This is a genomic window from Dinoroseobacter shibae DFL 12 = DSM 16493, assembly GCF_000018145.1.
Lineage (GTDB): Bacteria > Pseudomonadota > Alphaproteobacteria > Rhodobacterales > Rhodobacteraceae > Dinoroseobacter > Dinoroseobacter shibae.
Window position 1 is genome coordinate 1,481,373 of record NC_009952.1, and the last position, 19,503, is coordinate 1,500,875.

Here is a 19,503-nt window from a genome sequence, read left to right on the forward strand (position 1 = left end):
AGCGTGACACCACAAGGCTCAATCCTAGACACGGCGCGATGGCCCGCCGGGGCCGCCCCGGTGACAACGCCGCTCGGCTTGCTCCTGCCGGTCGGCAACCCGGCACCGGCCCTGTCCGTGTTGCCGCCGCGCGCCGACGCCGGGGACGGTCGGAAACTGCGCCCGGGTCTGGAGGTCGTGTTCGACGAGCTCGGGATTGCGGATGGCCGGACCCTGTCCTTTCACCATCACTACCGCGACGGCGACCGGGTGGTTGTCGAGGTGATGCGACTTGCGCGGGAACGCGGGTTGAAGGGGCTCACGATCTGCCCGAGTTCGATCTTTCCGACCCATTCCAGCCTGGTTCCGTTGCTCGAAGATGGCACGATCACAAGCATCGTGACCGACTACATGCGGGGTCCCGTAGCCGATTGGATAACGGCGCATCCCGGACGTGTCACGGTCCTGCTGCAGAGCCATGGGGGGCGCGCGCGGGCCATCTCATCGGGCCAGTTGAAGATCGATGTCGCCTTTGTCGGCGCGTCCCTGGCAGACCGCAGGGGGAACCTGACGGGGCGGGCAGGCGCCCTGGCTTGCGGACCGCTTGGCTACCCGGCGGTCGATGCGCAGTATGCAAAGGCCACGGTGGGCATGGCCCATGACGTGACCGACGCCGCGCTGCCCCGCGTGGATATTCCCGCCCGGTTTGTGGATCTCGTCGTGCCGTTCGAGCGCCCCGGAGACGCCAACCGCATCCGGTCCGGGTCGACCGTGCCGAGCGAGACGCCGTTGTCGCGCGGCATCGCAGAGCGGAGTTCGGACATCATCGCGGCGGCGGGGCTGCTGACCGAAGAGTTCGCCCTTCAAAGCGGGGCGGGGGGCTATTCCCTCGCCGCGGTGCCGCATGTGGGATCCTTGTTGGCAGCGCAGGGCATGCGCGGCGCCTTCATGTCGGGCGGGATCACGTCGGCCCATGTGGAGCTTCTGAGGGCCGGTGTCTTTCGCGCGATCCGGGATGTGCAGTGTTTCGACCTCGAAGCCGTACGCTCGGCGATCGAGAACCCCGATCACCAGATGATGACAGCCGCCGAATATGCCAGCCCGCTGCACCCGAACCCCTGCGTGGACGACTTGTCGGTCATGCTGCTGGGCGCGGTCGAGGTGGATTTCGGCTTCAACGTAAATGTGGTCAGCGGCACGGATGGCCGGATCCTCGGTGGGCCGGGCGGGCATCCCGATGCGGCCCGGGGGGCGGATCTGAGCATCGTCTTGACGTCGTTGACGGGCGGCGGGTTTGCCAAGATCGTCCCCGCCGTGCGCTGCGTTTCGACGCCGGGCGTGGATGTGGATGTGGTGGTTACCGAAGCCGGTTTTGCCATCAACCCGGCCCGTGCGGACCTGGTCGCCCGTTTGACGCGGGCGGGACTGAAGCCGGTAGAGATCGAGGATCTCGCGCGCATCGCCGGGGCCCAGGCTGCGCACAGCCCCGCACCCCTTGCCGAGCGTCCGTCCGTCCATATCGAGCGCCGCGATGGCCTGATCCTCGATTGGGTGTAGCGCCGCCGCGCAGTGTTCCTTCGGCCGTTGCAACGAAAAACCCCGCCCGCAGGCGCGGACGGGGTCAGGAGTGGTGGCGTTCGAGTGGTCTGTCTAGGTTGCTTTGGAGATCATGTCACCCGCGCGCCAACCGATCATCATGGTCGGCGCGTTGGTGTTGGAGGTGGTGATCTGCGGCATGACGGACGCATCCGCAACTCGCAGGCCCTCAATGCCTTTCACGCGCAGATCCGGCTCCACCACCTTGCCGATCTGGCATGTGGATGTGGGGTGGAAATAGGTGTTGACCGACGCGGAGAGGAAGTCGCGCCATTCGGCATCCGTCAGCTCCCCGTCCTTCTGCGGCAGGCTCTCGCGCTTGCGGAACTCGGCATAAGCGTCCGAGGCGCCCAACTCGCGGCACAGCTCGGTCGCGGCACGGTAGGACTTCCAATCCTGTTCCTCGGCCAGGTAATTGGTCTCGATGATCGGGGCATCCGCGATGTCGTCAGACGCCAGCTTGACGTAGCCGCGCGATTGCGGCGTCGCGACGCCCGAGAGAATGCAGTAGCCGTGCTCGTAATCCAGCTTGTGACCGGTAGAGGCGAAGGGCACCGAAACATAGAGCGCGATCATGTCGGGTGACCGCAGGCCCGGATCCGATCGTTCCCACATGTAGACTTCGGAGTGGTTGTAATGGCTGACCGGCACGGGGCCCTTGGCTTCGTAGTTCACACCTGCGCCGAGAATGTGGTCCTGGAGCCCGACACCAACCGGCAAGTCGACGACGGCGTCGATCCCGACCTGCCTGAGGTCGGACGCGATGCCGATCCCCGACAGCATCAGCAGCCTGGGGCTGTCGATGGCCCCGGCCGAGAGGATCACCTCGTTCGCCGCCCGGACGCTGACGGGCGCGCCGTTGTGCAGGTAGGTGACCCCGGTGCATTTCGTGCCCTCCAGGGTCAGCTTCTGGACCGGGGCATCGGTCAGCAGCGTGATGTTGCCGTTCTCGATCGCCGGGCGCAGGAATGCGACTGCAGACGACTGACGCCGCTGGTCCTTGATGTTGAAATCGATCCAGGCCTGACCGGACATCCGATCGGAGTTGAAGGACGGCGTTTCTTTGTATCCCAGCCCCGCCGCGGCATCCATGAACGCGACGGCCCCTTCGTGGCGGTGTGGGTCCTGGGGTTGGCTGACAAAGATCGGGCCGCTGGTGCCGCGGTTCTCGCCCCCGGGCTCATAGCTTTCCATCGCCATGAAATGCGGTAGTACGTCTTCATAGCTCCAACCGGTGGCACCCATCGTCTCCCAGACGTCGAAATCGGTCCTGTGCCCGCGCGCATAGACCATCGCGTTCAAGGCAGATGTCCCGCCCAACACATTGCCGCGCGGCCACATGTGATTGCGTCCATCCGTATGGCTGGAGGGCAGGGTTTCGAACCATTTCGTGGCGTCGGTGCCAAGGGACGCAGCCCACAGGCGGCTGTCATGGACCTCTTCGAGGTCGTCGTTGCGCCCGGCTTCGAGCACGAGGATCCGCGCGCCTGTCTGAGCCAGTTGATACACGCAAGCGGCCCCGGCGGAGCCCGTGCCGATCACGATGAAGTCGTATTCCCCGTCGGGCTGCGGCGCGGTGGTCGAAGACTGCGCGATTGCCGTGCCGGACCAGGCTGTCGCGAGCGCACCGGCCATGCCGGCGGTCGCCCCCAGCGCCATTGCACGGCGCAGGAAATCGCGTCGGCTCATGGCGCCCTGGCGGTAGTCAAAGACAGCGCGCTCCAGTGCGCCATGTCCTGCGGATCGAAAATATCCCATGTTGTCCTCCTTAGATCCCGGAGTGCGCCCGGGGTTTTTGATCGCGTGACCGCGATATGCCTCGCGCGCGCGGCGCGTGTGTCAGACCGTCCGCCCGCCATCGACCTCCAGGATGACGCCGGTGATGAAATTCGCTTCGTCAGAGGCCAGGTAGAGCGCCGCATTGGCCATGTCTTCTGGCTCGCACAGGCGCCCCAACGGAATGGTGCCGAGGAACTTCGCGCGGTTCTCCGGCGTGTCCGGCATTCCCATGAAGGTCTCGAGCAAGGGCGTCGCGCCCATGACCGGGGCCAGACCGCAGACCCTTACCCGGTCGGGGGCCAGTTCCACGGCGAGTGTCTTGGTCATCATGTTCACGGCCCCCTTCGAGCTATTGTACCAACTCAGACCCGGGCGCGGTCGGATACCCGCGGTGGAGCCCACATTGATCATCACGCCGCCCCCGATGTCACGCCAATGGGGCACCAGAGCATGGGTGGCATGAAAGATGCTGTCCACATTGACTTCATAAACGCGTTTGAAAGTCTCGAAATCCACATCCAGCGCGGGCTGATTGCGGTGGCTCCAGCCTGCGTTGTTGATGGCGATATCCACGCGCCCGAAAGCGTCGATCGTTTCTTGGACGGCCCGCGAAACATCCGCGCCCTTGGAGACATCGCAGGTGACCGCGATGGCATTCTGCTGCAACGCGTCGGCGACGGCCTTTGCGCCTTCGCCGTTCAGGTCCACGATCGCCACCCGGGCGCCTTCACGCACGAACCGGCGGGCAATCTCGCGACCGAACCCGGAGGCGGCACCCGTCACGATCGCGGTTTTGCCCGACAGGCGTCTCGAAGTGTTCGTTTCCGTCATTGAAAGGCCCGTCCCTCAGCCATGATTCTGTACCACTGTCTTGATCTGTGAGAACTCGTGCAGCGCTGCGAAGCCCTTTTCTCGGCCATGGCCGGACTTGCGCATGCCGCCAAACGGCAACTCGATCCCGCCGCCCGCGCCGTAGCAATTGAGAAAGACCTGTCCGACGCGCAGACGTTTGGCGAGCCGCATCTGGCGACCGCCATCCGCGCTCCAGACACTTGCGACCAGACCGTAGTCGGTGGCGTTGGCAATGCGGATCGCGTCTGCCTCGTCGGTGAACGGAATGCAGGACAGGACCGGGCCGAAGACCTCTTCTCGGGCCAGCACATGGCCCTCGATCACGGGGCCAAACAGGGCTGGGGCCACGAAGCTGCCCGCCTCGGAGGCGCTAGCGGCGATCCTGCCCCGGGCGACCAGAGGCGCGTCCGCACCACCGCCCTCGGCGATGAAGCCTTCGACGCGACGTTTCTGTTTGTGCGAGATCAAGGGGCCGAGATTGCCGTTCTCCTGCCAGGGTGCGGCGGTCAGCGCTTCGAACCCGGCCTTCAGCCTGGCCAGCACCGCATCAAAAATATCGCGCTGGATCAGCGCGCGCGACCCGGCGGAGCATGTCTGCCCGCCATTTTGCACGATCCCGTTCAGCAAAACCGGGATAGCCGCGTCGAGATCGGCATCTGCAAAGACGATCTGCGGCGACTTGCCGCCAAGTTCCAGAGTGCAGCCGATATGATTCCGCGCCGCGGCGGTCTGGATCATGACGCCGACCTCGGGCGAGCCGGTGAACGACAGGAAATCCACGTCGCGGTGGGTGGTGAGCGCCGCCCCCGCCTCCTGGCCATATCCGGTGACGACATTGATCGCGCCCCCCGGAAACCCGACCTCCAGCGCCAGTTCGGCGATGCGCAGGGGCGTCAGGCAAGCATCTTCGGCCGGTTTGAGAACCACCGCGTTGCCCATGGCCAGTGCAGGTGCGCAGGAGCGTCCGAACATCTGCGCGGGATAGTTCCAAGGAATGATATGCCCCGTGACCCCGTAGGGTTCGAAGATCGTCTGAACTTGATAGCCCGACAGGAACGGGATGGTCTCGCCATGCACCTTGTCCGCCGCGGCGCCGTAATACTCGAAATAGCGGGCTGCGGCGACCATATCGGCCCGGGCCTGTGCCAGAGGCTTCCCGGTATCCTTCGCCTCCCATTCGGCAAGCTCCTGCCCATGGGCGGTGATGGCTTCGCCCAGCTTGTGCAGCAGGCGGCCCCGGTCAACGGCCGTGAGCCTGGACCATTCCCCATCCTCGAAGGCTCTGCGGGCTGCGGTCACCGCCCGGTCGACCTCGTCGGGGCCGCATGCCGGGATCTGGGCGATCTTCTCGCCCGTCGCAGGGTTTGTCACGTCGATGCGAGGACGATGGTCTGCGAACTCGGCTGCGCAGCCGATGATACAGGGGAAAGACCTTTTCACTTCGGCCTGCGTGTTCATGCTGCGTCCGCCCAGTTTCGCTGATTGCGAGGCCAAGGATAGGGCCCGGCACCCGGTATCGGCAATTCCGATGGCAACATGGCCCGTATAGGAAACACCTATACCGTGACGCTTTGGGTCTCTTCCACGAGCTTTCCGCGCCACTGCCCGCGCAAGACCAGATCCTTCACCACAGCGATGGTCGCCTTCTCAACCTCTGACGAGGCCCGGGTGCGGGGCTTTTCCGGATTTCGGACGAGATACACGGGTCGACTGATCACGGGATCGATGATCTTCGATGACGCGAGTTCGCCGCGGGCCTCAAAATCGCTGGCCGCGGCAGGCGCCAGGATAGTCGACGCGCTGCCGCGCGCAACCAGCGATTTGATCTGCGTGAGGGAATCCATCTCCACAACCACGTTCAAATCGCGGATTGCGCCCTTGGTCGAGTGGTTGATCAGCATCCGCAGCCCGTGGGATTTCGACGGCAGCACCAGTTCGACGCCGGACAGGTCCTTTATCGCGACCGGCGTGCCCGGCGGCGTCTTCAGCGGCCAGAGGTCCCGGGGTGCATAGAAATGCAGGTTTTCTTCGAGCAGCATCGTGACTTCGACGTTTTTCAAACCACTGGTCTCGTAGAGGATTGCCAGATCAACGGTCTGCTCTTCGAGCCATTCCTTGATGAAGCCGCTCATGGCGTCCACGGCGCGCAGGCGGATCTTGGGGTGTTCATGCCGGATCGTCTCGGCGAGGGGCACGGATAGGACCATGGAGACCGACGACGGAAAGCCGAACACCACCCGGCCCGACGCGTCCTCGCCCGCTTGCCTCACGGCCAGTTTTGCATCCCTCACCGACCGCAACAAACCCTCGGCATGGCTCAGCAGGACTGTGCCCGCATCCGTCAGCATGACACCACGCGGCGAGCGGACGAAGAGCTGTGCGCCCAGACGCTGCTCGAGGTTCTTCAACTGAACCGAAAGCGAGGGTTGGGCGATACCTATAACCTCCGCGGCCGAGGCGAGAGACCCGCAGCGCGCAATGGCCAGGAAATACTCGAGCTGTTTGAATTCCATGCTGCGTTCCCCACCTGTCCCACACGAAGTTACGATAGCTTGATCCTATAGCGCATCAAGAGTTCCCGTGGATGGTCAACGCCGTCCCACGGCTTAAGCTCGCGATTGCAAAAGCCTGAGAGGAAAGAAGATGTCCGATCTGGAGGGACTGCTGGTTGTGTCGGTGGAGCATGCTGTGGCGGCACCCTATGCCTCGTGCAAGCTGGCGGATGCCGGCGCGCGCGTGATCAAGGTCGAGCGGCCCGAAGGCGATTTCGCACGCACATACGATCAGCTCGTCCACGGTGAGAGTGCCTATTTCATATGGATCAACCGCGGCAAGGAATCGGTCTGTCTCGACCTGAAAGAGACGGCAGACCTCGATATTCTGCGCAATATGCTGCGATCTGCGGACGTGTTCATTCAGAACCTCGCGCCGGGCGCCTTCGACCGATTGGGCTTGCCGATCGAAACCATCCGTTCGGACAACCCCGGGCTGATCGTCTGTTCAATCTCCGGTTACGGCACCGAGGGATCGGCGAAGGATCAAAAGGCCTATGACCTGCTGATCCAGGCCGAGACGGGCCTGTCGTCGATCAACGGAACCGAGCATGGGCCTGCGCGCGTGGGCGTGTCGGTCTGCGACATCGCTGCGGGTATGACCGCGTACCAGGCGATCCTTCAGGGGCTGATCGCGCGTGCCCGGACGGGGCAGGGGCGCGAGATCGAGGTGTCGTTGTTTCATGCCATGTCCGACTGGATGAACGTTCCGTATCTGCAGTACAAATACGGCGGCAAGAAGCCCGCGCGCATGGGTCTCAAACACCCCACGATCGCGCCCTACGGGGCGTTTCGGTGCGCCGACGGCAAAGAGATCCTGATCTCGATCCAGAACGAGCGGGAATGGGCGCGCTTGTGCGCAACCCTTCTGAAGGATCCGCAGTTGCCCAGCCGCGAAGGCTGGCGCACCAATTCGGAAAGGGTGGCAAACCGGCAGGCCGTGGACGAAGCCGTCGCGCAAGCCTTTGCACAAGTACCGAGAGACAGGGCGATCGAGATGATGCAGCAGGCCGATATCGCGTTTGGCCGACTGAGCGATCCTGACGATCTGGTTTCACATCCGCAAAACCGGGTTGTTACGGTAGACGTGTCCGGCAACTCGGTCGACCTGCTGGCACCCGGCGCGCTTGTCAAAGGCGAAGACACCCAATTCCGTTCGGTCCCGGAGCTTGGTCGGGATACCCAGCGCATTCGCGAGGAGTTTTCCCCGCGTTTGGGCACGCTTCTGGCCGGTAAGTGACCGCGCAGCGCAAAGCGATGTGCAAGTGCGTATGCACGCCGACTTTTGGTGCAACTGCCTTTGGGCATCAACGCGCAGCTTTACGCCGCTTTCTTCGAGTACGGTAAACCCCCGATCCAGAGCCATTCTCTGATTGCGGCATTGTGCGAAGACAAGACCCACACTCGCGCGCAACAGCTTTTGGAGGCTCCGGGTTGGGGCGGCGATCTCTATGGATGTAGGCAGCGCCAGACTTCGCGATGCGACAGCCGGGACAGGGTCTTCAAAGGCGTGTCCCGGTGGACGGTTCGGGCATGGACAGCTTACAGTTCCGGGGTGTGTCGAGAATTTGGAGGGGGCGCATATTGTTCTGGCCAGTTTTGCGCCTGTCAGAGGCATGGTCTTTTGTCTGACGCTGGTCTTCTTGCCGCTGTCTGCGGCCGCGCAGAGCGGGTCTGCAGGGCTCTTTTTTGGCTGTGTAGGCATTGTATGGAGCGGCTCAGCTCAAACGCAGGCGGAGCGTTCGGACGATTATCAGGTTGCACGCCGATTGCTCGACCTGATCGTGGTGGGCAGACGGACGCAAGCGGCCTTTGCCCGTTTTCTGCGTCTCTTGGGCGCCAAGCATGCCGAGGCCGCGCTGGCAACCGAGGCGGCGCTTGCCTCGATCCGGGGTGTGAGCGATCCGATCTGCACGGCGCGGTGGGTGGTCGCCAACGCGCCGGAGAAACTTGCCGGAAGCTGGGGGTTTCGCGCGAATTGCCAGACACTGTTCCGCAAGGTGCGCAACTGGCCTAGCTGCAACGCTGGTTTACCCCGTTCGAGGCGCTGAAGATGGCGACCTGCGACAATGCCGAGTTGCTGAAGATGTCTGGCGATCTCACACCCTATCCGCTGGGCCCGCTCGGCGTGATCGCGGCGGGGGCTTATGCGGACATGATCCTGGTGGACGGCAATCCTTTGGAGGATCTCGACCTTGTGGCGGACCCTTCGGAGAACTTCGACATGATCATGAAGGATGGCGTGATCTACAAGCTCGCCTTTGACTGAGCTTCTGACGGCGGCCCGCCCGACAAGCCAAGCGGTGCCAGAAACCCCTCCACGAGGGCATTGAAGATCTCGGGGCGTTCCATGTGGACCGCGTGGGCGCAGCCCGGGACCACGGCGAGCTGCGCGCTCGGAATGGTCCGCCAGAGCTGCTCTATCTGGCTCCAGCCATAGGTGCGGTCCCTGTCGCCCCAGAGCACGAGGGTCTCGCACGCGACCCGGGGCAGATGGTCTTCGCCCGACCAGTCGCGCATGGCCGCCAGCCCGGCGAGGATCGCCTCCAGCCCTGCGTTGCGGGCAATGGCGGCGCAGGCGGGATAGTGCGCGGCGTCTTCGCGGTGCAGGAACCAGGTGGCGGAGATCCGGCTCGCCGTGGCGGCCGCCCCTTCGGCACGGGCGCGCGCCATCGAGGTCTCGATCGGCTCGAACCGTCCGGGCAGCACGCCTTGCGCGCCGGTGCCGTAGAGGATCAGCCTTCCCACCCGATCCGGCGCCTGGCGCACCATCTCCTGCACGATCATGCCGCCCATGGAGTGACCCAACAGGTCGAAACGGTCCACGCCGCGGGCGGTGAGCCGTGCCAGCGTCCTGGCGGCGAAATCCGGGATCGCGTCGATCGGCGACAAGTCCGCATTGGCCCCGAAGCCTGGCAGATCGAGCGCGATCACCGCCCGTCCTGCGCCGAGGGGCGCCTGCAACGCCCATTGCGCGGACCCGCCCATGAACCCATGGACGAGAACCAGCGGGGTCACTTGCGCGCGCCCTGCACGATCCGGTCAAGGATCATCGCGCAGAACAGGATCGAGAAGCCTGCGAGAATGCCTTGGCCCACATTGGCGTATTGCAGCGCCTCCAGCACATCCTCGCCCAGACCCTTGGCCCCGATCAGCGAGGCAACGACCACCATCGCCAGCGACAGCATGATCGTCTGGTTGATGCCGGCCCGGATCGACGGGCCCGCCAATGGCAGGTCGACCTTGGTCAGCAGGTACCACTTGTTCGCGCCGAAGCTGATCGCTGCCTCACGGACGCTCTCGGGCACCCCGCGCAGGCCCAGCACGGTCAGGCGTACCACGGGCGTGCCCCCGAAGATCATCGTCACGATCACCGCCGCGGGCTTGCCCACGCCGAAAAACGCGATCACGGGCACCATGAAGACGAAGGCGGGCATGGTCTGCATGAAATCCATGATCGGCTGGATGAAGGCATAGAACCGCGGGCGGCGGGCGGCGAACATGCCCAGCGGGATGCCGATCACGATCGACAGGCACGCCGCCGTGCCCAGGAGCGCCAGCGTGGTCATCGCCGCCTCCCAGAAGCCCAGAAGCCCCATATAGGCGAGAAACGCACTGGAATAGATCGCCGTGCGCAGGCCCGCGGTGAGCCAGGTCAGAAGCACGATCAGGCTGGCGATCACGATCCACGGGGTCTGGACCAGGATCACCTCCAGCGCGTCCAGAAGCGTCCGGATGCCGAAGGTCAGCGCGTCGAAGAAAGCTTCGGTGTTGCGCACGGTCCAGGCGATGAAATCCTCCACCCAGGCGATCCCGGTAAGCCGGATGTCCGGGTCGGTCGGGAAGGTGCTGAGGAGGTCGAACCGCCCCGGGAAGCTGTAATGGACCATGGCCGTGGCCACGATCAGCCCCATGAAGATGGCGCTCAACACGATATGCTGCGGCGGCATGCCGGAGCGGATGCTGCGGTCGCTCAGCCATTCGGAAAACCGGGCCTCCAGCGCGGTGTTGGCGATGACCGCCTGGGCTATCTTGGCCAGGATCAGGAGGACGAGCCCGGTGAGCGCGATGGTGGGGCCCTCGGCGGCCATGGCCTCGGCCTCGGCGCGGATGCCGCCGATATTGGCCTCCAGCGACTCCACCGTGCGCCGGAAGGCGTCCACCCGGTCCGAGCCGCTCTCGATGGCGGCGGCAAGCTGCTGGCGGCGCAGCTCCAGCGTGCCCTCGATCGATGCGATGCGGGCCATCGCGTCGGCCGCGAGATCCCCGAACAGGCCCCGCGCGATCTGTACCAGCGCGAGCGTCTCCAGGATCAGGAAGGCCAGCGCCCAGTTCCACAATCCCCGCGCCCCGAACCAGACCGGCCCGAACAGCCCCGCCATGAGATTGATCGTGGGCACGAATTTTGACGATGCGCCGATCTTGTCGAACATCGCCGCGTAGTAATCCGGGTTGGTGCGCACGAAGGTCGCGATATTGGCGCGCCGGTCGGCGGCATAGGCGAGGGCCGCGGCGCTCTCGGTGTCTTCGAGCGGATTGATGTCGCTGTCTTTCATGAGACTTCCGTTCCCTCGATGACCGTGCGCAACAGGTCCGCACGGGTGATGATACCGACGTCCCGACCCGCGTCCTGCACGAGGATCGGATTCTCGTCATCGATGGCGAGCGTGATCAGGTTGCTCAGGGTTTCGCCCTCGTCGACCTTGGGGACGGCGGCCGGAAGCGGGCCGTGAGTGGCGAGATAGGCCTCCAGCGGCTGCATCACCGCGTGGGCATGAACCACCTTGAGCCGCGAGATCCCGGCCACGAAATCGGCCACGTAGTCATCGGCCGGGTGCATCACGATGTCCTCGGCGGTGCCCATCTGCACCACCTTGCCGTCGCGCATGATGGCGATCCGGTCGCCGATGCGCACCGCCTCGTCGAGGTCATGGGTGATGAATATCGTGGTTTTCTTGAGGATCTTCGACAATCGGATGAATTCGTCCTGCAACTGCCTTCGGATCAGCGGATCGAGTGCCGAGAAGGGCTCGTCCATCAGCAACACGTCCGGATTCGCCGCCAGCGCCCGGGCCAGCCCCACCCGCTGCTGCATCCCGCCCGGCAGTTCATGGGCGAACTTCGCCCCCCAGGCGCCCAGCTCGACGATGTCGAGGATCGCGGCGGCCTGGCGCATGCGCTCGTTCTTGGGGACCTTCCGGATCTCCAGTGGCATCGCCACGTTGTCCAGCACCGAACGGTGCGGCATCAGCGCGAAGTTCTGGAACACCATGCCGATCTGTCGGTTGCGGAAGCGTTGAAGCTCCTGGGTGCCGAGCGCCATGACATCGGTCCCCTCGATCTCGATCCTGCCCGCGGTCGGCTCCAGCAAGCGGTTGAAATGGCGCACCAGCGTGGACTTGCCGCTGCCCGACAGCCCCATGATGCAAAAGATCTCGCCGCGCCGCACCGACAGGCTGACATCGGCCACGCCCACGACCGCGTTGAATTCGGCCAGGATCTCGGCCTTGCTCAGCCCCCGGTCGCGGACCGCCTCAAGGGCTGCCTGGGCGTTGGCGCCGAAAATCTTCCAGACATTCGATATCTCGATGACGGTATCGCCGTGCATGTCGGATCCATCCCTGTCGCGCGTGGAAGGAGGCGGCACCGGGGTCCGGTGCCGCCCATGGGAAGCGAAAGGATCAGAGGCCGAGCCAGCCATCGACGCGGTCGGAGTTGGCGTTCACCCATTCCGCCGCGACCTCGGCCGGATCACGGCCCTGGGCACTGATCTGGTAGGCAAGCTGGCTGACATCCTCGGCATTCAGCTGGAAATTGGCGAAGAACTCCGCAATTGCGGGCGAGCGATCCACGAGGGAGTTCGACCACGCGATCTGCACGTCCTTCAGGGCGTCCTTGGTCGCGACCATGGACTTCTCGTACCAGTCCGCGTCATCGGAGGGCTGCACCATGACGTATTTCGCCGGGTCAAAGGTCGGCTCGGTCAACATCGTGACATCGAACATGAACCACACCGCGTGGGGCTCGTAGCAATAGAACGCATAGCCCTCGCCCTTGGCAATGGAGTCCTTGATGCGCGCGGTTTTCACGGCCTCCTCGGCGCGGATCGGCTCGATGAAGTCCAGCAGGCCGTAGTCGCGGACCTTGACCTCGTTGACATTGGCCGAGGCCCAACCGGGCGCGCCGATCCACATCTCGCCGCGCCCGTTGCCGTCGCTGTCCATCAGGGCGGCCACGTCCGGCCGACCCAGATCGGCGATGTCGGTAATGTCATGGGCTGCGGCGAAATCCTGGGTCACGCAGAAGCCCTGGTTGCCCTGGTAGGGGTTCGACGACAGGGTGACGGTGCCGGCCTCGTCCACATACTTGTTGGTGAAGCTCTCCTGGTTGGGCAGCCAGACATCCGGGTGGACGTCGATATCGCCGCGGCCCTGGTCCATCGCCTGAAAGATCGTGGCGTTGTTGCCGGGCACGTACTCGACCTCGCCGCCGATGCGCGAGGTGACGACCTCGCCCAGCACATGGGCGATGGCCTGCGCGCCGGTCCAGGACGGCACGCCGATGCTGACCTTCTCCGAGGCCAGCGCCGGCAGGGCCAGCACGCTGACCGCGGTGGCCAGTCCGAAGGATTTCAACGTTGTTTTCATGTGAATTGCTCCTCTGTTGGGGGTGCCGTTTTTCGGCGTTATGTCTTTTGGTCAGTCGGCGAGGGCCGTGATCTGGTCCTCGTAGGCAAACAGGGCCGAGGCCCCGCCGGTGTGCAGGAACAGCACGCTGTCGGATGGCTTGAAAAAGCCGCTGCGCACCATGCCGATCAGGCCCGCCATCCCCTTGGCCGAATAGACCGGGTCGAGCAGAAGGCCCTCCTGCCGCGCGGTGAGGCGGATCGCCTCCAAAGTGGACGGGGCAGGGATGCCGTAGCCTTCACCGACATAGCCGTCATCGACGATGATCTTTTTCAGCGGCACGCCGTCATGGCCCAGTTTTTCCAGCGTGGCCTGGGTCAGGGCATGGACCGCCTGCATCTGCCGCTCCCGCGGTTGGCGCACGCTGACGCCCATGACGGGCAACTCGTGGCCCATGGCATGAAACCCTGCCACAAGCCCCGCATGGGTGCCGGTACTGCCAGTGCTCATCACCAGCCAGTCGAAGCTCTGCCCGGTCGCGCGGCTGTGCTCGGCGATCTCGCGGGCGCAGGCCACGTAGCCCAGCGCGCCGGTGGGGTTCGAGCCCCCGCCGGGAATGAAATAGGGCCGATGCCCCTCGGCCTGCAACCGCTCTGTCACGGTGCGGGCCTCGGCATTCATGTCCAGCCCGGCGGGACGAAACTCGTGCGTGGCGCCGAAGAGGTTGTCCAGCAGCACGTTGCCGGTGCTCTCGTAAGAGGCATCGCGCCCGGGCACACGCCGCTCAAGCAGAACGTGGCATTTCATGCCCAGCTTGCAAGCGGCGGCCGCGGTCTGCCGCACGTGGTTAGATTGCACCGCGCCTTGGGTGACCAGCATGTCGGCTTTTTCCTCCATGGCTTCGCCGACCAGAAATTCGAGCTTGCGCGTCTTGTTGCCGCCCATGGCGAGCCCGGTACAATCGTCGCGCTTCACGAACAGCGACGGGCCGCCCAGCGCCGCACTCAGCCGTGGCATTGCCTCGATCGGGGTCGGCTGGTGGCAGAGCGGTGTCCGCGGAAAGCGGTCCAGGTCGATCTGCGCGTGCTGGCGGTCCAGCGTCTCTGTACTGCTCATGGATGTCTCCCCCTCATGTTCGAGGGAAAGTGTGCGGCAGATCAAAATCTCGGTCCAATGCCATGTTGAAATGACATTATGCAAAATTTGCATTATGTTGCAGCCATGGACATCACGCTCTTTCGCGATCTCGACCGGCTGCGGCAAACCGGAAATTTCTCCCAGGCCGCGGCGCTGGTCAATCTCAGCCAACCGGCCTTCAGCCGCCGGATCAAGTCCCTTGAGAAATGGGTGGGCGCGGTTCTGGTCGATCGCTCGCGTCAGCCGGTGGTGCTGACCGAGGCAGGAACCCAGATGCTGGAGGCGGGGATGCAGGCGCTGGCCCGGATCGAGCAGGAGCGCAGCCAGATCCGGGAGGCACAATCCCTGCCGGACAAATACGTGGTGACCTTCGCCACCCAGCATTCCATCGGCTGGCGCTTCTATCCGGCCTGGTTGCAGGCGCTGGAAGAGGCTTACGGGCCCATCTTGTCGCGCCTGCGGGCGGATGATCTGCCCAACTGCCTGAATGACCTCAAACAGGGCGCCGTGGATTTCGTCATCGCCTACGCCAGCGCCGAAATCCGCCCCCAGGCCGGGCAGCCGGGCGTGCGGATCGGGTCGGATGACCTGATCCCGGTCTGCAAGCCCGACGGGGCGGGCGCGCCGATCTACGATTGCGCCGCCGCCGGGGTGCGGATGCCCTTCCTGCGGTTCGGGGATGCCGCGCCGATCGGGATGCATCTGGAGCCGCTCTTTGCCGCTCACGGCCTGCGCAGCCGGTTTCGCACGGTCTACGAGAATTCCATGGCGGGGGCCTTGCGGATCCGGGCGCGGGCGGGCGACGGGGTGGCCTGGCTGCCCCATAGCCTCGTCGCACCGGACTTGGCCGGTGGTCTGCTGGTGCGTACCGGCCCGCCGGATTGGGACATCCCCCTCGAGATCCTGATCTACCGGAACGCCGAGCGGTCCAACCGCGTGACCCGCGCGCTCTGGTCCTTTCTGGAGGTTCGGCAGGCGGTCAGCCTCGTGCCTGCCTGACCCGGTGGCCCGGCAGGCGCAAGCAAGCAAGACCATTGCCGGATCGCGCGATCCAGCTTACGCTTTCGGCATTTGACGATATCCGTTTTTCCAAACGCGTCGGCAGGCGACCTGACCGCACCCCGGCATACGACACGAAGATTTTGAGGAAAACCATTGATGCACAACAAGTTTACCGTGGTGGCCCGCGTTCGGCCCGGCCATCAGGCCGAGATTGTAGAAATGCTCAGGGGCCGGAACTTCGTCTATCCCGGCGCCGATGCCGAATCGTTCGGCTTCCAGGACATTGCCAGCCTGCACTATGCCTCGGTCTGTCTCTATGACGACCCGGAGGATGGCTGGTCGCTGCTGTGCGAGCATAACGTGGATGGTGGGATCGGTGACTACCTGCGCGTGCTGATCGACACGGCCGAGAGGCGCGACGCGGGCCTCTTCCTGCGCACGCTTTACGGTCATTGCGAGGGGTTCGATGGAACCAGCCTCGATGGGTTGCACAACTACCTGCACAGCCGGGTGCACCGCCCGGTGGCCGGGTTCATCTCGGCCGTCAACATGACCCGGGATCAGATCCGGCTGGATGCCGCGGTCCACGACGTTGCGGATCGCGTCCTCGGCGAGGGCGGCGTGCCGATGTCCGCGGCGCAAGCGCAGGCGGCCGTGCTCGCAGCGCTCGATGCAGATGCCGGCACGCAGGGGCGCTGGCACAGCCTTGAAGACCCGGGCGTCGATCTGCCCACGGGCGACAAGCTGAAGATGGGCCTGGCGCTGCTGGGCAATGGCGTGGCGTTTCTCGGACTGGCCCTGTGGAACCTGATCCCTGAACGCGCGGCGCGTACCGATCGCGCGCGCCCGGACCCGGATCTGCGCCGGTCGCTGGAGATCGGCGAGGATTTCGTGCCCACCAACCACATGCTCAGCGTCGTGCATGTCCATACCGATGCCGGACGGTTCCTGGCCAAGCACGCGGCCTTCGGCATGCTGCGGGCCCTCGTGGCGCTGGTGTTCAACAAGAGCTTCCTGGGGGAAATCAACACGATCCATTTCGCACACTGGGCCTTTGCCAACAACAACCGGCGCCTGATCTTCGTCAGCAATTATGACGGCTCCTGGCGCAGCTATCTCGATGACTTCACGCTCAAGGCGTCGAACGGGCTGAACCTGGCCTGGGCCCATTCCCGGTGGTTTCCGAAGACCTGGGCGATGATCTGGGGTGGCGCGTCCAAGGGGCCGCAATTCATCAACTTCGCGCGCCGATCCATGTATCCCACGCTGATGTGGTACAACGCCTATCCCGAGCTGAGCGTCACCAATATCGCCCGCAATCGCGCCCTGCGCGCAGCCCTGAAAGAGGCCCGCAAGGGCAGCGCCGACACATCCTGGCTGGAGCTCGTCTGACCATGATCTATCCCGATCTCAGCAACAGCCCGAACATCCAGGGCATCTTCTTTCGTGGCTACGTCAAGCTCGACCATACCGCCTACGGCATGTTCCGCGTCACGGATCGTCTGGCCTTCCAGGACTGGCTGTCAAAGCTGCTGAAGGCGGACGGCATCACTTCCGCCGCCGAGCGACAGCCCGACGCGGGCGTCGTCAACCGCATGAACATCGCTTTCACTGCCGCCGGGCTCAAGGCCCTGTTGCAGGACGGGTTCATGGGCGAGAGCTACGACCATTCCTTCACCGGCGGCATGGTCGCGCCAGAACGCAGCCGGATCCTCGGCGATGTGGAGGTGAATGCGCCGCAGACCTGGGACTGGGGCTGCCATGACGATATCCACGGGGTGCTGATGTCCTTCGCGCCCTCGCGGGAGGTGGCCGAAACCCGTCTGCGCGATTGCCTGAGTGCCAATAACGGGGCCGAGTGCACCCATGTCACCTTCGGGCGGCTGGAGCATACCCAGCACGAGCCCTTCGGGTTCAAGGACGGGATCTCGCAGCCCGTGCTTGACGGCACCCCGCGCGCGAAAAAGCTCAGGACCGAGCGCCCGGACGAGGCGCGGGTGTCCATCGTCCCGCCGGGCGAATTGATCCTCGGCTATGCGGACTCGACCGGCGCACTGCCCGAAACCCCTGCCACGAGCGCCGGGCTCGACCCGCTTGGGATCCTGCCGCCCCATCCCGAATGGTCCGAGCGGCGGGATTTCGGCAAGGACGGCTCCTACCTTGTGCTCCGGACCCTGAAACAGGACACTGACGCGTTCTGGAACTACTGCAACGACGCCGCCACGGGGGAGGGGGAGGACACCCCGATCGCGCTGGCCGAGAAGATGGTCGGACGCCGGATCAACGGCGATGCCATGGCCCCCAACGCCACACCCGAGGACAATAACAGCTTCGATTTCACCGATGACAGGGACGGCAAACATTGCCCCATCGGCTCCCATGTGCGGCGGTCCAACAACCGCGCCGTGAATATCCAGAGCGCGGATGTCTCCCTCGACGTCACCATGCGTCACCGCATCCTGCGCCGCGCGCGGATCTACGAAGATGCGGGCGAGACGGGTTTGCAGTTCATCTGCTTCAACGCCTCCATCGTGCGGCAATTCGAATTCATGCAGTCGGCCTGGTGCAACAATGCCTTCTTCCAGGGCCTTCAGAAGGAGGTCGACCCGATCATCGGTACCCACCGGCAGGCCGCTTTCGGGCTCGACGCGATCGACCGCTACACGATCCCGCGCAGCCCATATCGCCGGGTGCTGAAGAAGCTGCCGCAATTCGTGACCGTGAAGGGCGGGGCGTATTTCTTCATGCCGAGCCTCGCGGCGCTGCGGTTCGTGGCGCAATCGTGCCGGGCCGAACAGGCACTCAAGACCCCGCTCAACACGCCCGGGACCGCCTGAGGCGCGCGAGCCTGTCCGGGTCCGCGTGGCCGGGCAGGGCAGGGCGACTGGGCAATTCTACCGAAGAATGGGCGCTTGACGCCCCTCGACGAATGCGGGCACGCTTGCTCGGTACCGAACGTATGTTCCAACGGGAGAAAAACATGAGAACCTATCTCACTGGGGCCCTTGTGGCCGCGGCGACCGCGCTCGGCGGTGGCTCTGTCGCAGCTCAGGACACTTTCATCGCGATTGGCACCGGCGGCGTGACCGGCGTGTACTACCCCACCGGTGGCGCGATTTGCCGCCTGGTGAACCGCAACCGCTCCGAGCACGGCATCCGCTGCGGTGTCGAATCCACCGGCGGGTCGGTGTTCAACATCAACGCGATCCGGGGCGGCGAGCTGGAATTCGGCGTGGCCCAGTCCGACTGGCAGTTCCACGCCTTCAACGGCACCTCCCGCTTCGAGGAGCAGGGGCCGTTCGAGGATTTGCGCGCGATCTTCTCGGTTCACCCCGAGCCCTTCACCGTCGTGGCGCGGGCCGATGCGGGCATCGAGACCTTCGAGGATCTCAAGGGCAAGCGCGTCAATGTCGGCAACCCCGGCTCGGGTCAGCGCGGCACCATGGAAGTGCTGATGGAGGCCATGGGCTGGACCATGGACGACTTCGCCGTCGCCTCCGAGCTTCAGGCGGCCGAGCAGTCCCAGGCGCTTTGTGACAACAACATCGACGCGATGATCTACACCGTGGGCCACCCCTCCGGTTCCATCCAGGAGGCGACCACCGCCTGCGACAGCGTGCTCGTGACCGTGGCCAACGACGCGGTCGACCAGCTCGTGGCCGATAACAGCTTCTATCGCACCGCCACCATCCCCGGCGGGATGTATCGCGGCACCGACGAGGACACCATGACCTTCGGCGTCGGCGCGACCTTCGTCAGCTCCATGGCCGTGCCGGAAGAGGTGGTCTACGAGGTGGTCAAGGCCGTGTTCGACAATATCGACCAGTTCAAGGGCCTGCACCCGGCCTTCGCCAATCTCGACGCCAAGGAGATGGCCAATGACGGTCTGTCCGCGCCGCTGCATCCGGGTGCTGAGCGGTATTTCCGCGAAGCCGGCCTGATCGAATAAGGTCCGCGCGCATGACTTTCGCCCGGGGCGT

The 19,503-nt window shown here is 64.7% G+C and carries 17 protein-coding genes; 8 read left to right on the plus strand and 9 right to left on the minus strand.

What is annotated here, in order from left to right; translation table 11 throughout:
• Nucleotides 1–60: 60 nt before the first annotated feature.
• The gene (locus DSHI_RS07270) at nt 61–1,536 is read left to right on the plus strand and encodes a citrate lyase subunit alpha (protein ID WP_157865279.1); all 1,476 of its coding nucleotides are present in this window, start codon (nt 61–63) and stop codon (nt 1,534–1,536) included.
• 93 nt (nt 1,537–1,629) lie between these two features.
• Here the strand turns inward: DSHI_RS07270 and DSHI_RS07275 are convergent, their stop codons facing one another.
• The 4 genes from DSHI_RS07275 to DSHI_RS07290 all read right to left on the minus strand — a co-directional run bounded on the left by DSHI_RS07275 (nt 1,630) and on the right by DSHI_RS07290 (nt 6,719).
• Entirely contained in the window at nt 1,630–3,333 is a 1,704-nt protein-coding gene (locus DSHI_RS07275) for a GMC family oxidoreductase (protein ID WP_157865281.1), read from the minus strand.
• 81 nt (nt 3,334–3,414) lie between these two features.
• Nucleotides 3,415–4,185 (minus strand): SDR family oxidoreductase, encoded by a 771-nt coding sequence (locus DSHI_RS07280; RefSeq protein ID WP_012178101.1) that lies wholly within the window; start codon nt 4,183–4,185, stop codon nt 3,415–3,417.
• A gap of 15 nt (nt 4,186–4,200) precedes the next feature.
• Complete coding sequence (locus DSHI_RS07285; protein ID WP_012178102.1) at nt 4,201–5,664, minus strand: aldehyde dehydrogenase family protein; 1,464 nt, start codon at nt 5,662–5,664, stop codon at nt 4,201–4,203.
• A 98-nt stretch (nt 5,665–5,762) separates the two neighbouring features.
• On the minus strand, nt 5,763–6,719 hold the full coding sequence (locus DSHI_RS07290; RefSeq protein ID WP_012178103.1) for a LysR family transcriptional regulator: 957 nt from the start codon (nt 6,717–6,719) through the stop codon (nt 5,763–5,765).
• A 130-nt stretch (nt 6,720–6,849) separates the two neighbouring features.
• Between DSHI_RS07290 and DSHI_RS07295 the strand changes: the two genes are divergently transcribed.
• The 3 genes from DSHI_RS07295 (at nt 6,850) to DSHI_RS22560 (ending at nt 9,027) form a co-directional block, all read left to right on the plus strand.
• Nucleotides 6,850–7,998, plus strand: coding sequence for a CaiB/BaiF CoA transferase family protein (locus DSHI_RS07295; RefSeq protein ID WP_012178104.1), 1,149 nt, complete (start codon nt 6,850–6,852; stop codon nt 7,996–7,998).
• A gap of 376 nt (nt 7,999–8,374) precedes the next feature.
• Complete coding sequence (locus DSHI_RS22555; protein ID WP_203426316.1) at nt 8,375–8,809, plus strand: hypothetical protein; 435 nt, start codon at nt 8,375–8,377, stop codon at nt 8,807–8,809.
• Nucleotides 8,810–8,811: 2 nt separating this feature from the next.
• Nucleotides 8,812–9,027, plus strand: coding sequence for a Xaa-Pro dipeptidase (locus DSHI_RS22560; protein WP_012178106.1), 216 nt, complete (start codon nt 8,812–8,814; stop codon nt 9,025–9,027).
• Here DSHI_RS22560 and DSHI_RS07310 read toward each other — a convergent pair.
• The 5 genes from DSHI_RS07310 to cuyA form a co-directional block, all read right to left on the minus strand.
• Nucleotides 9,006–9,776: an alpha/beta fold hydrolase gene (locus DSHI_RS07310; protein ID WP_012178107.1), complete on the minus strand. Its 771-nt coding sequence runs from the start codon at nt 9,774–9,776 to the stop codon at nt 9,006–9,008. The two genes, DSHI_RS22560 and DSHI_RS07310, sit on opposite strands and share 22 nt — an antisense overlap.
• The gene (locus DSHI_RS07315; protein ID WP_012178108.1) at nt 9,773–11,314 is read right to left on the minus strand and encodes an ABC transporter permease; all 1,542 of its coding nucleotides are present in this window, start codon (nt 11,312–11,314) and stop codon (nt 9,773–9,775) included. Before DSHI_RS07315 ends, DSHI_RS07310 begins: the two co-directional genes overlap by 4 nt.
• On the minus strand, nt 11,311–12,366 hold the full coding sequence (locus DSHI_RS07320; protein WP_012178109.1) for a quaternary amine ABC transporter ATP-binding protein: 1,056 nt from the start codon (nt 12,364–12,366) through the stop codon (nt 11,311–11,313). Before DSHI_RS07320 ends, DSHI_RS07315 begins: the two co-directional genes overlap by 4 nt.
• Before the next feature lie 73 nt (nt 12,367–12,439).
• Nucleotides 12,440–13,405 carry an ABC transporter substrate-binding protein gene (locus DSHI_RS07325; RefSeq protein WP_012178110.1) on the minus strand — a complete coding sequence of 322 codons (966 nt, stop codon included), beginning with the start codon at nt 13,403–13,405 and terminating at the stop codon, nt 12,440–12,442.
• A 51-nt stretch (nt 13,406–13,456) separates the two neighbouring features.
• Complete coding sequence (cuyA, locus tag DSHI_RS07330) at nt 13,457–14,461, minus strand: D-cysteate sulfo-lyase (protein ID WP_044028512.1); 1,005 nt, start codon at nt 14,459–14,461, stop codon at nt 13,457–13,459.
• Between the two features lie 144 nt (nt 14,462–14,605).
• Between cuyA and DSHI_RS07335 the strand changes: the two genes are divergently transcribed.
• From DSHI_RS07335 to DSHI_RS07350, 4 genes are all read left to right on the plus strand, one after another.
• The gene (locus DSHI_RS07335; protein ID WP_044028513.1) at nt 14,606–15,520 is read left to right on the plus strand and encodes a LysR family transcriptional regulator; all 915 of its coding nucleotides are present in this window, start codon (nt 14,606–14,608) and stop codon (nt 15,518–15,520) included.
• Between the two features lie 159 nt (nt 15,521–15,679).
• The gene (locus tag DSHI_RS07340) at nt 15,680–16,915 is read left to right on the plus strand and encodes a hypothetical protein (RefSeq protein ID WP_012178113.1); all 1,236 of its coding nucleotides are present in this window, start codon (nt 15,680–15,682) and stop codon (nt 16,913–16,915) included.
• Between the two features lie 2 nt (nt 16,916–16,917).
• Nucleotides 16,918–18,360: a Dyp-type peroxidase gene (locus tag DSHI_RS07345; protein ID WP_012178114.1), complete on the plus strand. Its 1,443-nt coding sequence runs from the start codon at nt 16,918–16,920 to the stop codon at nt 18,358–18,360.
• 143 nt (nt 18,361–18,503) lie between these two features.
• Complete coding sequence (locus tag DSHI_RS07350; RefSeq protein ID WP_012178115.1) at nt 18,504–19,472, plus strand: TAXI family TRAP transporter solute-binding subunit; 969 nt, start codon at nt 18,504–18,506, stop codon at nt 19,470–19,472.
• The last annotated feature ends 31 nt before the right edge of the window (nt 19,473–19,503 follow it).